Annotated in this window: 13 protein-coding genes and 1 other RNA gene; 9 read left to right on the forward strand and 5 right to left on the reverse strand. The window is 61.8% G+C overall.

Going from position 1 to position 16,282, the window contains the following annotated elements; translation table 11 throughout:
* Window positions 1–28: 28 nt before the first annotated feature.
* The 4 genes from AB4Z19_RS21050 to AB4Z19_RS21065 all read left to right on the forward strand — a co-directional run bounded on the left by AB4Z19_RS21050 (window position 29) and on the right by AB4Z19_RS21065 (window position 5,412).
* Window positions 29–2,362, forward strand: coding sequence for a phosphoesterase (locus AB4Z19_RS21050; protein ID WP_442035916.1), 2,334 nt, complete (start codon window positions 29–31; stop codon window positions 2,360–2,362).
* A 102-nt stretch (window positions 2,363–2,464) separates the two neighbouring features.
* A complete protein-coding gene (locus tag AB4Z19_RS21055; RefSeq protein ID WP_442035917.1) occupies window positions 2,465–3,841 on the forward strand; it encodes a cytochrome-c peroxidase in 1,377 nt (458 codons plus the stop codon).
* Between the two features lie 15 nt (window positions 3,842–3,856).
* Complete coding sequence (locus AB4Z19_RS21060) at window positions 3,857–4,504, forward strand: hypothetical protein (RefSeq protein WP_442025219.1); 648 nt, start codon at window positions 3,857–3,859, stop codon at window positions 4,502–4,504.
* Window positions 4,504–5,412 (forward strand): 2OG-Fe(II) oxygenase, encoded by a 909-nt coding sequence (locus AB4Z19_RS21065; RefSeq protein ID WP_442035918.1) that lies wholly within the window; start codon window positions 4,504–4,506, stop codon window positions 5,410–5,412. Before AB4Z19_RS21060 ends, AB4Z19_RS21065 begins: the two co-directional genes overlap by 1 nt.
* Here AB4Z19_RS21065 and AB4Z19_RS21070 read toward each other — a convergent pair.
* From AB4Z19_RS21070 to AB4Z19_RS21080, 3 genes are all read right to left on the reverse strand, one after another.
* Complete coding sequence (locus AB4Z19_RS21070; RefSeq protein ID WP_442025215.1) at window positions 5,373–5,774, reverse strand: tautomerase family protein; 402 nt, start codon at window positions 5,772–5,774, stop codon at window positions 5,373–5,375. The two genes, AB4Z19_RS21065 and AB4Z19_RS21070, sit on opposite strands and share 40 nt — an antisense overlap.
* Window positions 5,775–5,798: 24 nt before the next feature.
* Window positions 5,799–6,506, reverse strand: coding sequence for an SDR family oxidoreductase (locus tag AB4Z19_RS21075; RefSeq protein WP_442025213.1), 708 nt, complete (start codon window positions 6,504–6,506; stop codon window positions 5,799–5,801).
* 122 nt (window positions 6,507–6,628) lie between these two features.
* On the reverse strand, window positions 6,629–10,093 hold the full coding sequence (locus AB4Z19_RS21080; protein ID WP_442025211.1) for an EAL domain-containing protein: 3,465 nt from the start codon (window positions 10,091–10,093) through the stop codon (window positions 6,629–6,631).
* 223 nt (window positions 10,094–10,316) lie between these two features.
* Between AB4Z19_RS21080 and ribBA the strand changes: the two genes are divergently transcribed.
* Genes ribBA through nusB form a run of 3 tightly spaced genes read left to right on the forward strand, consistent with a single transcriptional unit; the run spans window position 10,317 to window position 12,443 of the window.
* Window positions 10,317–11,426 (forward strand): bifunctional 3,4-dihydroxy-2-butanone-4-phosphate synthase/GTP cyclohydrolase II, encoded by a 1,110-nt coding sequence (gene ribBA / locus AB4Z19_RS21085; RefSeq protein ID WP_442025209.1) that lies wholly within the window; start codon window positions 10,317–10,319, stop codon window positions 11,424–11,426.
* Between the two features lie 38 nt (window positions 11,427–11,464).
* Window positions 11,465–11,953, forward strand: a complete 489-nt coding sequence (ribH, locus tag AB4Z19_RS21090; RefSeq protein WP_442025207.1) for a 6,7-dimethyl-8-ribityllumazine synthase — start codon at window positions 11,465–11,467, stop codon at window positions 11,951–11,953.
* Between the two features lie 19 nt (window positions 11,954–11,972).
* Window positions 11,973–12,443 (forward strand): transcription antitermination factor NusB, encoded by a 471-nt coding sequence (nusB, locus tag AB4Z19_RS21095; protein ID WP_442025205.1) that lies wholly within the window; start codon window positions 11,973–11,975, stop codon window positions 12,441–12,443.
* Window positions 12,444–12,505: 62 nt separating this feature from the next.
* Here nusB and AB4Z19_RS21100 read toward each other — a convergent pair whose 3' ends face one another.
* Complete coding sequence (locus AB4Z19_RS21100; RefSeq protein ID WP_442025203.1) at window positions 12,506–13,420, reverse strand: transglycosylase SLT domain-containing protein; 915 nt, start codon at window positions 13,418–13,420, stop codon at window positions 12,506–12,508.
* 472 nt (window positions 13,421–13,892) lie between these two features.
* Here AB4Z19_RS21100 and ubiD point away from each other — a divergent pair, with 472 nt between their 5' ends.
* Together ubiD and ffs are read left to right on the forward strand one after the other, a co-directional pair.
* Window positions 13,893–15,377 carry a 4-hydroxy-3-polyprenylbenzoate decarboxylase gene (gene ubiD, locus AB4Z19_RS21105; RefSeq protein ID WP_442035919.1) on the forward strand — a complete coding sequence of 495 codons (1,485 nt, stop codon included), beginning with the start codon at window positions 13,893–13,895 and terminating at the stop codon, window positions 15,375–15,377.
* Window positions 15,378–15,393: 16 nt separating this feature from the next.
* An RNA gene (gene ffs, locus AB4Z19_RS21110) (signal recognition particle sRNA small type) lies at window positions 15,394–15,492 on the forward strand.
* A 111-nt stretch (window positions 15,493–15,603) separates the two neighbouring features.
* Here ffs and AB4Z19_RS21115 read toward each other — a convergent pair.
* Entirely contained in the window at window positions 15,604–16,263 is a 660-nt protein-coding gene (locus AB4Z19_RS21115) for a hypothetical protein (RefSeq protein ID WP_442035920.1), read from the reverse strand.
* Between the last annotated feature and the right edge of the window lie 19 nt (window positions 16,264–16,282).

The following is a 16,282-nucleotide window of genomic DNA, read 5'->3' on the forward strand; positions in this document are numbered from 1 at the left end:
CATTCATGCAATCCAATAAGGGACTATCATGCCGAGCCTTCGGACTGTTGCAACCAAAAAGAACCTAAGCCTGACCGCGATCGCGGCCGCCACAGCGATGATCGCCGCTTGCGGCAGCAGTAACGACGACAGCGCACCTCCACAGACTTCCACCACGCCGCCTTCCGTCACCATGGCCGGTGTGGTTGCCGCCTCCGGCTTTGTCCCTGGCAGCGCCACTGACCCGACCATCAAGGCCGGCTACTATGCGGGCGCCATGGTCTGTATCGATGCCAATAACAACGGCAAGTGCGACGCCTCCGAAAACCCGGTCACCACCGACGCCAAAGGCGCTTTCTCGCTGTCGGCCGCCGCCGTCGGCCCACTGCTGGCGGACATCGGCACCAGCGCCACCAACACCGCCACTGGCAACAAGGTCGCCAGCCGGCTGGTGTTGCGCGCTGTCGCTGCACAGGTGACGGAGCAGGGCGCCGCTGTTGTCATCAGCCCGCTGTCGAGCGACGTGGCGCGCGCCATGGAAGCGAATAGCAGCGACTACCCGACCGAAAAAGCCAACCTGGCCGCGCGCCTGGGCGTGCCCGCCGCGAACGTGCTGGGCGATGCGAGCACCGTCAGCGATGCAGCTGCGCAAAGCGCCATGCTGTTCGAGTCGAACGCGCTGACCAACCGCTTTACCTATGCGATCACTAAGCTCGACCGCGGCGATCTGTATCCGGACGCACTGGCTGTAGCGGGCGGCGATCCCGGCCTGAAGGGACTGGCAGGCGTGACCGCTGCGACGGCCACCACGGCTGCCGACACCCGCGCGCCGATCACCTTCCTGCAGTCGCAGCAGGCCGCCTTCAACATCGAAGGCATTCCGCGCTACGACCACGTGTTCATCATCATGCTGGAAAACAAGGCCACGTCGTCGATCCTGAATTCGCCGTTCGCGCCGAAGATCAACGGCTATCTGCAGGCCGGCAACCAGCTGACCAGCTACTTCGCGACCGGCAATCCGAGCGAGCCGAACTACACTGCCATTGGCGGCGCCGACGACTTCGGCATCACCGACGACAGCCAGTGGAACTGCGACGCCACCGGCGCCAACGCTCCGCAGGACTTGCCGCTGCCGGACAACACCCAGCCTGGCCTGGCCAAGTCGCCATTCGCCGCCAACTGCACCCAGGCTTCCGGCGTGAACCACAATATCGTCGGCAAGCCTAATCTGTTTACCGCGCTGAGCTCGATGGGCCTGAACTGGCGCACCTATAGCGAGTCCATGAACCCAGGCCAGGACGCGCGCATCGACAGTGTGGGTGATGCCGCCGTCACCGCGACCGACAATGTGTACGCACCGGGCACCGTCGGTGGCAACGCTGCCGCCATCGGCACGCCAGGCCTGGTGCTGCCGCTGCCGGGCCAGCTGTACCGCACCAAGCACCATCCGGGCATGGCTTACCAGAACGTGCGCAGCGCGCCTGAGTTCAAGTTCAGCAACCGCACCATGGGCGGCGGCCAGTGGGACGCCAACCTGAAGAACAGCACCGACTATGCGATCCCTGCCAACTACGACTATGACCAGCTGGGCACCGACCTGGCCAGCGGCCACGTCGGCGCGATCAACTTCCTGGTGCCGGACCAGTGCGATGACATGCACGGCGTGACCGTTACCGGCACCCTGCCGGGCAGCGCGACCGCAATCAAGGCCAGCGATTGCAGCTCGGTTGCCAACAACGTGCCGAACGCCACCGGTGGCGCCATCATCACCCGCGGCGACAACTACGTCGACAAGATCGTCAAGCAGATCCAGGCATCGCCGCTGTGGAAGAACCGCCAGAAGAACGTCGCCATCGTCCTGATGTTCGACGAAGGCAATGCCACCGCGGGCTTCAATTCCTGCTGCGGCTGGAATCCGGGCAACAGCACGGTCGCCAACCCGCTCAAGAAGAACGCCGACGGCACCTGGGCAGTCGACACCACGGTGCACGGCTACACTTCGGGTAACCGTGGCCACGGTCAGAGTGTATTCGGCATCCTGAGCAACCAGCCGAACGCACCGACCGGCATCAAGGATAGCGACGCCTACAGCCACTTCTCCTTCAACCGTACGCTGCAGGATATGTTCCAGCTGGCCGACCCGGCGGTCGACAGCTCCTACATGAACCGCTCCAAGTACACCGAGAAGTTCATCGCGGCCAACATCCTGAACCTGCCGGAATACGCAGGCAGCGCCGATACGCACTTTGACTCCGTACGTCCGACCAACCACGCTTTCGTGGCGCCGGCATCGTACACCCAGAAGCAGTCGGCAGACGTGAGCACCACGGCACAGGTGGGTCCGGATGCGAGCCAGACCAATGTCTGGGCCTTGCACAAGTAAGCGCATCAGTCGCACGTAGTCTCGACAAGGGCCGATCGGCGATCGCGCCCTTGTTCCGTATTTAGCGCAAGACCAGCGAGAGCTATTTTGAACAAGAGAATCATGATTGGCCGTGCCGTCCTGGCCCTGTGTGCCTGCGCAGTATTGGCCGTGCTGTACTCCTGCGGCGGCAGCGAGCCTGCTGCGAATGTCACTTCCAGCACCGGCACCGGCCCGGCTGCGCCGACCGCCCCGGTTACATCCGCCAGCTCGTCGCTGAGTCTGGCCGCGCAAGTGGGGCAGAAGCTGTTCTTCGACACCAGCCTGTCCGGCTCCGGCAAGCAATCCTGCGCCAGCTGCCACGATCCTGCCTACGCCTATGGCCCGCCCAACAATCTGGCGGTGCAATTGGGCGGCCCCAATATGACGGACTCCGGCAGCCGCGCAGTGCCGTCGCTGCGCTACAAGGAATACACGCCGCCATACGCCGACCTGCTCGATAATCCGGACGGCATCAGCGCGCCCGGTCCCGGCGGCGGCTTTACCTGGGATGGCCGGGCCGGCACGCTGGCCGAACAAGCGGTCATCCCATTGCTCGATCCACACGAAATGGCCAATGCCAGCGGCGCCGACGTGGTCGCCAAGGTGAAGGCCGCTTCGTATGCGCCCTTATTCCTGCAGGCCTACGGCGCCAACGCCTTTGATGATCCGGCGGCAGCCTTCAAGAACGTCGCGGCCGCGCTGCAAGCCTTCCAGCTGGAAGACGTCAGCTTCCATCCCTTCAGCAGCAAATTTGATCTGTATGCCGGCAACAAGATTGGCGGCAGCCTGACGCCTGCCGAAACACGCGGCCTGAAGCTGTTCTCCGATCCCAACAAGGGCAACTGCGCCTCATGCCACTACCAGGGCGCGGGCCTGAACGGCAGCTCGGCACTGTTCACCGATTTTTCCTACGAGGCGATTGGCGTGCCGCGCAACGCGGGCATTCCCGCCAATGCCAACGCGGCCTTCATCGACATGGGCGTGTGCGGTCCCTTGCGCGGCGATCATCTGCCAGTCAAGCCCAATGCGGACAACCAGTTCTGCGGCATGTTCAAGACGCCGACCTTGCGCAACGTCGCGACGCGCGGCGCCTTCTTCCACAATGGCGTGATCCATTCGCTGGAGCAGGCGATCCGCTTCTACAACACGCGCGACACCAATCCGGAGATCTGGTATCCGACCGTGGGTGGCACGCCAAAAGCCGGGCCGGATGCGGACTTCCCTATGTATGGCCTGATCACCACGCAATACGCAGGCGGCGCCGTGCAGAAGTTCGATGATCTGCCGGCCGCGTACCGCGTCAACATCGACACCCAGATGCCGCTCGACGGCCGCAAACCCGGCAGCACGCCGCCGCTGACCGAGGGCGACATCGCCGACCTGGTCTGCTTCCTCAAGACGCTGACGGACGGCTATCAGGCATCCAGCCAGCCGGCCAGCGGCCCTTGCACCAATTAATTTTTGAGAACCACCATGAAAAACATCACCATCGTCGCAACCATTGCCGCGCTGGCCACCTTGGCCGGCTGCAGCAACGACAAGGCACTGAACCAGGTCAATATCGACAAGGCCATGCAAACCTATCTGGCCCAGCGCGGCGATCTGTGCCTGGCCAAGAGCAGCTGGCCGATCGACGTCACCGAGGCCGAAAGCGGCACCGGCTCGCGCAACGGCGTGCAAATGCCGGTGCTGGAAAAAATTGGGCTGGTGAGCAGCAGCGGCGCCATGGGCGAGCGCAAGGACGACGACGGCAACGTGACACAAGTGCCGGTGCGGCGTTATGCATTGACCGAGGAGGGCAAGAAATACTATCTGGCCCGCGCCCCGCATAAACATGAAGTCGAAAGCCGCTATGCCACTGCGCCGCACGACTTCTGTGCCGTCAAGCTGACGCTGGACCACGTAGTGGGCTGGGAGATGCCGAAGCGCCCGGACGGCAGCAGCGGCGGCGAAGCGGTGGTGACGTACACCTATCAGGTCAAGCCCGCAGCCTGGGCCATGAATGAAGATGTACGCCGCGTATTTCCGATGGTGGACAATATTATCCGCGGCGCCGGCACCATGCAGCTGAAAGAATCGCTGGTGCTGACGGAGGCTGGCTGGGAGGCCAGGGATCTCTGATGGCCAACCGCATCCAATTCAAGCCGGAGCTGCGCGACTGGCTCCTGCACAATCTTGACCGCGGCATTCCGCCGGCGCCGCTGGTACGCATCATGTGCGAGCAGGGTTTCGACGCGGCCACCGCCGGCGATCTGGTGCTTGTGTTCTGGTGGTCGCGCGCGATGGGCATTGCGCCGCCGGCCGATTGCATCGAACCGGAGCAAGTGGCTGCGGCGCGCTATCGCTACGAGCCGCAGCGCATCAGAAGCGGCAATGATATGACGATCGACGGCCAGCGCATCCGTCTGGCGCTGCAGCTGGAACAGCCGCAGGTGACGCTGCTCGATGATGTCTTCAGTGCCGCTGAATGCGAGGAGCTGATGGCGCTGGCGCAGCCGCGTTTGCGGCCGTCAACCATTGTCGATCCGCTGACCGGCAAGGATACGGTCAGCGCGGCGCGCTCCAGCGAAGGCATGTTTTTCAGGCTGGCCGAATCGCCACTGATCAAGCGTCTCGATGCCCGCTTATCCAGTTTGATGAATCTGCCGATGGAAAACGGCGAAGGCTTGCAGGTGCTGCGTTATCGCGGCGGCGAACAGAGTGTTCCGCATTACGACTTCCTGATGGCGAACAATCCCGCCAACGTGGCTTCGCTGGCACGTAGCGGGCAGCGCGTCAGCACACTGATTGTCTACCTCAATGATGTGAAGGAGGGCGGCCAGACCGTGTTCCCTGAAACAGGGTTGGCGGTCACGCCGCGTCAGGGCTGTGCACTGTATTTTGAATACTGCAACAGCGCCGGGCAGCTTGACCCGCAGTCGCTGCACGCGGCGCTGCCCGTACTGGCCGGCGAAAAGTGGATCGTCACGAAATGGATGCGCCAGCGGCGTTATGTGCCTGCTTCGCCTGGCGTCCAATCGGGGCTGTAACCGCCCAGCGTGGGGTGATACATTTCGTCGCCGGTGTGCTGGGTGAACTCCACGTTGAGGCGATCCTCGCGCAGGCCGAGGATGTCGATACAGAGTGCGCATAAGGCTTTCGCCACTTCCATGCGCAACTCTGGCGGGCGGCCTTTGCGGATGTCCAGCATCATCACGGACACCGGTTCCGGCTCTCCGCCTTCCTCGGTAATCCGCCACACGCCGCCATCGCCCAGTTCACGGATGGCGACGCTGATGCGGCGGATATCGACCGACATCATCTTCGCGTAGGTCTCGCTCATTTTCGCGGCCAGCAGCTTTTTGGCTTCGACCGGATAATGGCCATTCACATCGAGTTGCAGATAGGGCATCGAGACCTCCAGAAGTAACCGCGATCAGGCGCGCGGAGCGCCCAAGTATACCCCGCGCTCAGCGCGCAAGCCCATGCGGACCTGGCGGGCCGTTTCATCGGCCAGCACCTCATCCTCACCCGCTGCCAGCGCGGCGTAGATGGCGTCGGCGACATCTTCCGGCTTGGCTTTAGCAGCCTCGATGCCTGCGGTCATGTCGGTATCCATATAACCCATGTGGGCGCCCAGCACTTGCGTGTTCTGCGCCGCCAGTTCGCCGCGCAGGCCGTTGGTGATGGCCCAGGCAGCCGCTTTCGAGGTGCTGTAGGTGCCGGTGGTCGGCAGGCTCACCCAGCTCAGGGCGGACAGAATATTGATGATCGCGCCGCCGCCGTTCTTCTTCAGGGTTGGTGCGAAGGCTTTGCTGACCAGCAGGGGGCCGACGGCATTGGTCTCGAATTCGGCGCGCAGCTGCTCGACGCTGTCTTCAGCAGTCACCGGGCTGCCGCGCGAAATGCCGGCGTTGTTGATCACCACGGTCACGTCGCCCAGATCGCGGGCCAGGGCTGCCACGCTGGCCGGATCGGTCACATCCAGCTGAACCGGGTTCACGCCGGCCAAGGTGACGGATTTAGGGTCGCGTGCGGCGCCATAGACTTTGCTTGCACCCGCTGCAATTGCTTGTTTGGCAAGCGCCAGGCCCAGGCCGCGGTTAGCACCAGTGATCAGTACGACGGAATTCTTGATATTCATTTAAGGCTCCCAGAGGTTTGTTTAAATGACGGGCGTCATCCATTGACCTTAATGATAGCGATCGCAATTAATAAGTCAAGAAAAAATTTAGGGGGCAGATCTGACCCGTGTGGGGCGGCGGGTTAGCCGGTGCGGCGGGTGGTGGGGGATTCGCGCTGGTGGTCGGCTTCGGCGAAGGCGGCGCGGACGACGGCTTTCAGGTCTTCGTCGTCCCAGGGCTTGCTCAGGAATTTCCAGACGGCGCCGCGATTGATGGCGTCCTTGATCGCATCCAGGTCTGCATAGCCGGACAGTACCATCCGCACCGTCTGCGGATACAGCTCCCGCGCCCGCGCCAGGAATTCCGTGCCGCTGATTTCCGGCATGCGCTGGTCGGCGATCACGACTTGCACATCGTTCGCAGCCAGCAGTTCGAGCGCCTCCCGCGCATTGGTGGCGATCAGGATGCGGTAGCCTTCGCGCCGGAACAGGCGCACCAGCGAGTACAGCACGTTCTGCTCGTCGTCCAGCAGCAGCAGGGTGCGGTTGGGCAGTAGCGGCACGACGTCATGCTGCAAGGTGCGCTGTTCGCGCAGCAGGCCGGCCAGACCCTCGGCGGGGAGGGCGGGACTGAACAGGAAGCCCTGGATCTTGTCGCAGCCGATATTGCGCAGGAAGTTCAGTTGGCCCATGGTTTCCACGCCTTCCGCCACCACGGTCAGTTTCAGGCCGTGCGCCAGCGCGATGGTGGCCTGGGCGATGGCTGCGCTGCGCGGTTCGCTGGTGATGTTGCGGATGAAGCCCTGGTCGATCTTCAGCTTGTCCAGCGCGAAGCGGGACAGGTAGCCCAGCGAGGAATAGCCGGTGCCGAAATCGTCGAGTGCAATCGTCACGCCGATCTTGGCCAGTTCATTCAGCTGCAGCTGGGTGTATTCGCTGTCCTGCATCATCACGCTTTCGGTCAGCTCCAGCTCCAGGTAGCGCGCTTCCAGGCCGCTGCGTTCCAGCGCATGGCGCACTACTTGCGGCAGATCGCCCGCTGCAAACTGGCGCGCTGACACGTTCACGGCAACCGGATGCGGCGACAAGCCGGCGTCATGCCAGACTCTGTTCTGCAGACAGGCCTGCTCGATCACCCAGCTGCCGATGCTGAGAATCAGGCCAGTGTCCTCGGCCAGTGGAATGAAGTCGGCAGGCGATACCGGCCCCAGTTCCGCGCTATTCCAGCGCAGCAGGGCTTCCATACCATTCACGCGCCCATCGACCAGCGACACTTGCGGCTGATAGTGCAGCGCCAGTTCGTTGCGCTCGATCGCCCGCCGCAGTTGATTTTCCAGCGCGACCCAGCGCACGGCATGGGTGTTCATCTCAGTGGTGAAGAAGTGGAAGCTGTTGCGGCCACTGTCCTTGACGTGGGACAGCGCCACATCCGCGCCTACCAGCAAGGCGCCCGGCGTATTGCCGTCGCGCGGATAGAGGCTGATGCCGATGCTGGCGGTGACGATCACGTCGTGCCCATCCACCTGCGTGGGCTGCGACAGTTGCTCCAGCAGGCGCCGCGCGGCCACGATCACATCGTCGATGTCCTGGCAGCGCGTGAGTACCAGCGCGAATTCGTCGGAGCCCAGATGGGCCAGCGTATCGCCCGGCGCCACGATCAGGTTGACGCGCTGGGCCAGTTTCTTCAGCAGGGCATCGCCCGCCTGGCGTCCAAAGGCGTCGTTGATGCGCTGCAGACGGTCCACATTGAACAGCAGCAGCGCCACCATGTCGCCATTGTGGCCGGCCGTGCTCATGGCCAGTTGCAGGCGGTCGTTCAGCAGATTGCGGTTGGGGAGCAGGGTCAGTGCATCGTGCGTGCTGAGGAAGTCCAGCTGGTGGTGGGCTTCCTTCAAATCGCTGATGTCGGTCGACACCGATACGTAGGCGTTGATCTGCCCATTCTCGCCGCGCACGGCGGTAATGCTCATGCGCTTGGGGTAAACCTGGCCATTCTTGCGACGGTTCCAGATTTCGCCGTTCCATTGGCCCTGGCGCAGCAGGCAGTCCCAGATATCGCGGTAGAAATCAGCATCATGCCGGCCCGAACGCAGCAGGCGCGGGTTCTTGCCTTGCACTTCCTGCTCGCTGTAGCCCGTGATTTTTTCGAAGGCCGGATTGACGGCGATGATATTGGCCTGCGCATCCGTGATCATGATGCACTCTTGCGTGTTGTCGAACACCTGGGCCGACAGCCGCAGGCGCTCTTCCAGCGCGCGGCGCACGGTGGTGTCGCGCAGGATGGCGGTGAACAGCTGCGCGCCTTCCAGGTCCACCATGGACAGCGCCAGCTCGGCGCAGAACTCCTCGCCGCTGCGCTTGCGGCAGAACAGCTCCACAATGCGCCCGCTGTACAAACGTTCCTGGGTCTGGCGATAGCGCTGCACGCGGTGCATATGTTCGGCCTTGGAGCGTTCGGAGATCAGTACGGTGACTTCCTTGCCGAGCATTTCTTCTTCCGTGTAGCCGAACATGGCTTCCGCCGCAGCATTAAACTGCAGCACGCGCTGTTCGACGTCGAGGCCGATGATGGCGTCCGGCGCCGATTCCGTCATGGCGCGGTAGCGCGCTTCGCTGCTTTTCAGGGCGGCGTCGGCCAGCTTGCGCGCGTTCGCTTCCAGCTGCAGCTGCGCGGCATGGCGCTGCACGGTGGCGTACAGCGTGCTGTTTTCGTAGGCCACGGCAAGCTGCGCCGCCATCATCTGGATGATCTGGCCGTCTTCGGTGAAGAAGCGTTCGGCGTCGCGCCGATTGGCCACGTACAGCCAGCCGAAGAGATGGACGTTGTCATGTACCGCCACGCCCAGCATGCTGCGCGTGTGCGGATGGCCGGGCAGGGCAGGTGGCGGCGCGCTGTTTTCGCCGCCCAGGCTCAGCGGGGTGCGCGCCGCCAGCAGGGTGTTGGGGAAGGCGGATTCGTTCAGCATCGCCGTTTGCAGCACCACCGAAGGAACGCCATGCGCCTGGACGATGCAGGCGTTTTCGCTGACGGGATCGAGCAGGCACAGCGCCGCGATTTCGGCCTCCATGATATCGGCCGCGGCCTCGCAGAACAGGCGCGCCATTTCGGTCACGTCGCGTTCGTCCTGCAGGCGCAGGCTGAGTTGCAACAGAGCCGCCATGCGTTCCAGTGCACTGCGTGCGCCGGTGCGGCCGGGGTCCGGCGCCAGCACGGCAGGTGGCGGCGCCGCGGTGGACTTCCAGTCGCCGAGTTCGAGCGCCACCGCATCAAGGATGGCTTGCGGGTCTGAGGGCTTGGGCAGCACGGTGCGTACGCCGCAGCTGGTGGCCATGGCGCGCATCTCGGCCATCGAATAGGTGGCGCTGAAGAAAATCACCGGGGTGTCCTTCAATTCGGGCGTGGCGCGCAGGCGCTGCACGAATTCGTAGCCGTCCATGGTCGGCATCAGGATGTCGGTAATGACCAGGTCGGGCCGGTGCTCCAGGGCCGATTGCAGAGCCTGGGCGCCATCTGTGGCCTGCAACAGGTTGTGCGGGGTGAAACTGAGCAGAGTCAGCAGATAATCCCGGTTGCTGGGGCGGTCATCGACGATCAGGATGGTTGCCATAGTGCGCTAAGGTAATGATCCCTGTTGATTGATGCTACTCCGCCGCCATGACCGCAGGCGCACGGCTGTCCCATGATAAGACCTCTTGCTTTGCACACCTATTTGTTTCTTGGTGACCTATTTATTTTGACAATCTTTATTGCATCAAAGGGTAGAGGTTCGGCTGAGCGCTCCCAAATCCTTTAAAATAGCGGGTTAACAAAGAAACCTAGGGATAAAGAACATGTCTATTTCCAGCACCGAAGAAATCGTCGCCGAATTGCGCGCCGGCCGGATGGTGATCCTGGTCGATGAAGAGGATCGCGAGAACGAAGGCGATCTGGTGCTTGCCGCGGATTTCGTGACGCCGGAAGCCATCAATTTCATGATCAAGCACGCCCGTGGCCTGGTCTGCCTGACCCTGACCGAAGAGCGCTGCGACCAGCTTGAGCTGTCCATGATGACCAGCCGTAACGGCACTTCGTTCGGCACCAATTTCACCGTGTCGATTGAAGCGGCCGAAGGCGTGACCACCGGTATTTCCGCTGCTGACCGCGCCAAGACCATCCAGGTTGCCGCAGCCAAGAACGCCAAACCGTCCGACATCGTGCAGCCGGGCCACATCTTCCCGCTGCGCGCAGTGAAGGGCGGCGTGCTGATGCGTGCCGGCCATACCGAAGCCGGTTGCGACCTGACCGCGATGGCGGGCCTGACGCCGGCCTCCGTGATCTGCGAGATCGTGAAGGACGACGGCACCATGGCGCGTCTGCCGGACTTGCTGGAATTCGCGCAAGAACACAACCTGAAGATCGGCACCATCTCCGACCTGATCCACTACCGCAGCCAGAACGAGTGCATGGTGGAGCGCGTGGCCGAGCGCACCCTGCGCACCGCTTATGGCGACTTCAAGATGATCGCGTTCCGCGATACGCCAAGCGGCTCCGCCCACCTGGCGCTGGTGCACGGCGACGTGAAGCCGGGCCGCGAATCGCTGGTGCGCGTGCACCAGCCGGTATCGATCCTGGACCTGCTGGAAACCGAAACCACCACCCACTCCTGGAACGTGGCTGCGTCGCTGAAGGCGATCAAGCAGGCGGAGCAGGGCGTGATGGTGCTGCTGAATTGCGGCGAGACGGCGGAGCAGCTGTTCGGCCAGCTGGAAGCGCTGCAGAAGGACCAGCGTCCAAGCGGCCGCGCGGCCAGCATGGACCTGCGCAGCTACGGTATCGGCGCCCAGATCCTGCGCGCCGTTGGCGTCTGCAAGATGCAGCTGATGGCGAGCCCGCGCAAGATGCCATCGATGATGGGCTTCAACCTGGAAGTAACCGGCTACATGGCCAAGCCTGCCGCCTGAGCGCGGCTTAACCCACCAATCTGAAAAAGAGGACCACCATGACCGTAGGTAGCTACGAAACCAATCTGTCCGGCGAAGGCCTGCGTATCGGCATCGTGCAGGCCCGTTTCAACGAAGACGTTTGCCACGGCCTGCTGTCGGCTTGCCTGGCCGAGCTGAAGCACCTGGGCGTTGCCGATGAAGACGTGCTGCACGTGACGGTGCCGGGCGCACTGGAAATCGCGCTGGTGCTGCAGAAGATGGCCGAGTCCAACCAGTTCGACGCGCTGATCGCACTGGGCGCCGTGATCCGCGGCGAGACTTACCACTTCGAGCTGGTGTCGAACGAATCCGGCGCGGCCATCACCCGCGTGGGGCTGGACTATTCCATTCCGATCGCCAACGCCGTGCTGACCACCGAGAACGACGAACAAGCCGAAGTGCGCATGGCCGTTAAAGGCGCCGATGCGGCACGCGTGGCCGTCGAAATGGCTAACCTGTCGATCGCACTGGAAGAACTGCACCAGGATGCAGGCGACGACGAATAATTACTGTAGAGAGTTTTCAATGACTGATAAATCCGTGCACGCCAACCCGAGCAAGAACCGCACGCCGCGTCACCGCGCGCGCGAGTTCGCGCTGCAGGGCCTGTACCAGTGGCTGCTGAATAACGAAGAGTCGACCAAGGTCGTGCAGAACATCCGTGCCGCGCATGGTTTCGACAAGGCCGACGGCGAATACTTCTCCGACCTGCTGCGCGGCACCATCGCGCAATCCGTCGAGCTGCGCGAGTCCTTTGCGCCGCTGGTGGATCGCGGCGTGGCCGAATTGTCGCCGATCGAACACGCCGTGCTGCTGCTGGGCGCGTATGAGCTGAAGAACCAGCTGGAGATTCCGTACCGCGTCGTGATCAACGAAGCGGTGGAGCTGACCAAGTCCTTCGGCGGTATCGACGGCCACAAGTATGTAAACGGCGTTCTCGACAAGCTGGCAGCCCAGCTGCGCGCCGACGAAGTCGCCGCCGACAAAAAGAAATAAGCTGACCCAAATAAAAAAGCCACCGCATGCGGTGGCTTTTTTTTATGTCTGGAGCTTGCTGATTACAGGCCGGCCAGCTGTTCCGGAGTGACTTTGACCTTGTCGTTGCTGGCAACCGCAGTCGGCTGCTGTTTCGCCACTGGCGCGGCCGCGAGCATCGGGGTGATGGTCGGGACCTTCTTGCCGGCGGATACCTGCTTCAGGCGGTTGTATTCAGCCATGACGCGGGAACCGTAGCCATCGTCCGTGTCGAAGGCGCCTGCGCCCACGTAGGACTTCAGACCGGCTTCCACGGAACCGCCTTTAGCAACGTAATCCTTCAGGATCAGCGCGCCGACGCGGATATTGGCCACCGGGTTCAGCGCTGCCTGCACGCCGCCCATGTCCTGGAACTTTTCAGTGTGGACCTTGGACATCACCTGCATCAGGCCCTGTGCGCCCATTGGCGACTCGGCAAACGGGTTCAGGCCCGATTCTATGGCCATCACGGCCAGGATCAGCAGCGGGTCCAGTTTGATCTCGCGTGCCGTCAGGTAAGCGGTGGACACCAGCATATTGGTGGCATCGCCCGCCACGCGGTAACGCTTGGACAGCCAGCTGGTGACCCATTCCTGCTGCTTTTTGCTGCCCATCAGCGCCTTTTCTTCAGGCGACGGCGGGGCTTCGGCAGGAACGGCCGCCATGGCGGGCTTCACGCTCGGCGCTTCCATCAGTTCGGACAGCGGCGGCACGGTGATAACCGGTGCCGGTTCCGCAGCTGGTTCGCCGGCCAGAGCTTTGCTCAGGGACGCCGCCAGATCCGGGCGGACAAACAGTACGCCGATCATGATCAGCGCGGTGATACCAAAGATGCTCATGGTGTGATGAGCGGTGGTCAGCAGACCACGAGCCGAAATACGCGACGCAGACAGAAGCGCCGCTGGCTGGCTGGCCAGGGTGCGGGCGGCAGTGGCCAACCCAGTCAGTCGATTGTTCATAGAACTCCCCTGAAATGTAAGTCAAAAGCGTACCCGCCGCGTCGTGTCGCGGTCTTTGACGTGCCATGTCGTTACATCAGTGTTATCTTCGCCAGCCGCCGCACGTAGTGCGCTCCACAGCTGACGCCATCATTGTTTGCCTGATCCGGTCAATCTGTGGGGACCGGTTGCAATACAACTTTTTTCCGGGGGGAAGGCAGACGCCTTACGAAAAACACTCCTTAAAATGTCATGTGGAGCCCGGACTCCGTGAAATGTAATGAGGGTAACTTCGTTGTCGAATTAGCTATTCCCTCATCAAGTAGGTCAAATTGTAGGTGGCGATATATACGCCGTCAATACTAACACTTCGATTCTTTATTACTTTTGAGTATGACTTTTTCGTGACCATGTTGGCAAAAGCCAATAAAATCAACCACTTGTTCAAAAGAGCTCAGCCAGCCTGTCGGCTGCAAAAAAATCGTAAAAAAGTATGAAGTACACCGATCTACGAGATTTTCTTTCCCAATTGCAAGCGATTGGTGAACTAAAACGCACTTCCGTATCTGTTTCGCCACATTTGGAGATGACGGAGATCTGCGACCGCACTTTGCGCGCCGGCGGACCGGCCATTCTGTTTGAAAAACCGGCCGGTTTCGACATGCCGGTGCTGGGTAACTTGTTCGGCACCACGCGCCGCGTGGCGCTGGGCATGGGCGCGGAGGACATGACCGAACTGCGCAAGATCGGCCACGTGCTGGCGCAGCTGAAGGAACCGGAGCCGCCAAAAGGCTTTAAAGACTTGCTGGGCATGGGTTCCCTGGTTAAAGCCGTGTGGGATATGTCGCCAAAAGAGATGCGCGGCGCACCCTGCCAGGAGATCGTTTGGGAAGGGCAGGATGTGGACCTGGGCCGCTTGCCAATTCAGCATTGCTGGCCTGGCGATGTGGCTCCTCTCATTACTTGGGGCCTTGTGATTACTAAAGGTCCTAATAAGAAGCGCCAGAATCTGGGCATCTATCGACAGCAGGTGCTGGGGCCTAATAAAGTAATCATGCGCTGGCTGGCCCATCGCGGCGGCGCGCTGGACTTCCGCGAGCATTGCATCAAGAATCCAGGGAAGCCTTATCCTGTCTGTGTCGCTTTGGGGGCGGACCCGGCGACTATCCTTGGTGCAGTGACGCCGGTACCGGATACCTTGTCTGAATATCAGTTTGCAGGCCTGCTGCGCGGCAGCCGTACTGAATTAGTCAAAGCCATCGGCAGCGAGCTGCGCGTGCCGGCATCGGCGGAGATTGTGCTGGAAGGGCATATCTATCCGGACGAAAGCCACCCATCGAAATACGAGCATGCGCTGGAAGGTCCATACGGCGACCATACCGGTTATTACAATGAGCAGGACTGGTTCCCTGTCTTCACGATCGACCGCATCACGATGCGCCGCGATCCGATCTATCACTCTACTTATACAGGCAAGCCGCCCGATGAGCCGGCCGTGCTGGGACTGGCGCTGAACGAAGTCTTCGTGCCGCTGCTGCAAAAGCAGTTCAGCGAGATCACCGACTTCTACCTGCCGCCGGAAGGCTGCAGCTACCGCATGGCCGTGGTCCAGATCCGCAAACAGTACGCTGGCCACGCCAAGCGCGTGATGTTCGGCGTGTGGAGCTTCCTGCGCCAGTTCATGTATACCAAGTTCATCGTGGTGGTGGATGAGGACGTGAATATCCGCGACTGGAAGGAAGTGATCTGGGCGATAACCACTCGCGTCGATCCGACGCGCGACACCACGCTGGTCGATAACACGCCGATTGATTACCTGGACTTTGCATCGCCGGTGAGTGGCCTCGGCAGCAAGATGGGCATCGACGCCACCAATAAATGGCCGGGCGAAACCAGCCGTGAGTGGGGCACGACAATTGTGATGACGCCCGACGTGAAAGCACGCGTGGACGATATTTGGCAGCAGCTTGGTTTATGACCTATAATTGCGGCCGGGCGGGCCCCTGCGCATTGTGGCACGGTTAACCTGGTCAGGTCGGGAACGAAGCAGCCAAAGCTGTTCACCGCAAGTRCCGCAGATCAGGCTCGCCTCCTCATTCTTATTCCCATGGTAAGCGGGCCGCAGGCCCCCCTTAAAACCCACGGCGCAAAGCAGGTGTCTGCCACGCCGTGGCAGACACCAGGGTTACGCCTCAGGTTCTGAATTAGTCGTCCAGCTCGGCCTCATGCGGCCGCGCCGACAGCGCGACAGTCGGATTCTCTTTTTGCAGCGCCTGGTCCAGCAGCAAGTGAATTTCATTTTTTGCATCGCTGGACAGCTGTTTCGCGCCGGCCTTCGACTGAATAGTCAGCTGCGCCGGCTTGTCGAACTTCAGCGTCACGCCTTTCAGCGTCGGGAAGAACATGCGCGCCAGACCAGCCAGCTTGCCGATCGCATTGTTCGATTGCGGCACGCTGTCCATCAACGTGTTGTACTGCCATTGCAGGCCATCGGGGATCACGGCATCCATGCCATGCGCCAGGCTGACCTTTTCACCGGCGGGCTGGGTGGTGACGATCTTGGCATCCTCGTCCAGCCACTTCATATTAGGCACCAGGTGCATGCGGCCATCGGCGCTGACCGGCAGCGGTGTGCGTCCGCCCGCGTGCACGATGGTGAAGTTGAAATCCGAGCCTTTCAGCGCCTTGTTGGCGGGCTTCACCAGCAGGTAGAAGTCCAGCTTGTCGCGTTCGGCGGCGGGGAGGGAATAGTATTTATCGAGCCGCATGGACTCGACCAGTTTCTTATACGGCGCCCATTCGCGTTCTTCCGCGTGGGCTGCACTGGCGAGCGCCAGCAGGGAAATCAGCAGCAGCTTTTTCATTGTCAAAAAATTAAATGAT

It is taken from the genome of Pseudoduganella sp. RAF19, from assembly GCF_052114165.1.
Lineage (GTDB): Bacteria > Pseudomonadota > Gammaproteobacteria > Burkholderiales > Burkholderiaceae_D > Rugamonas.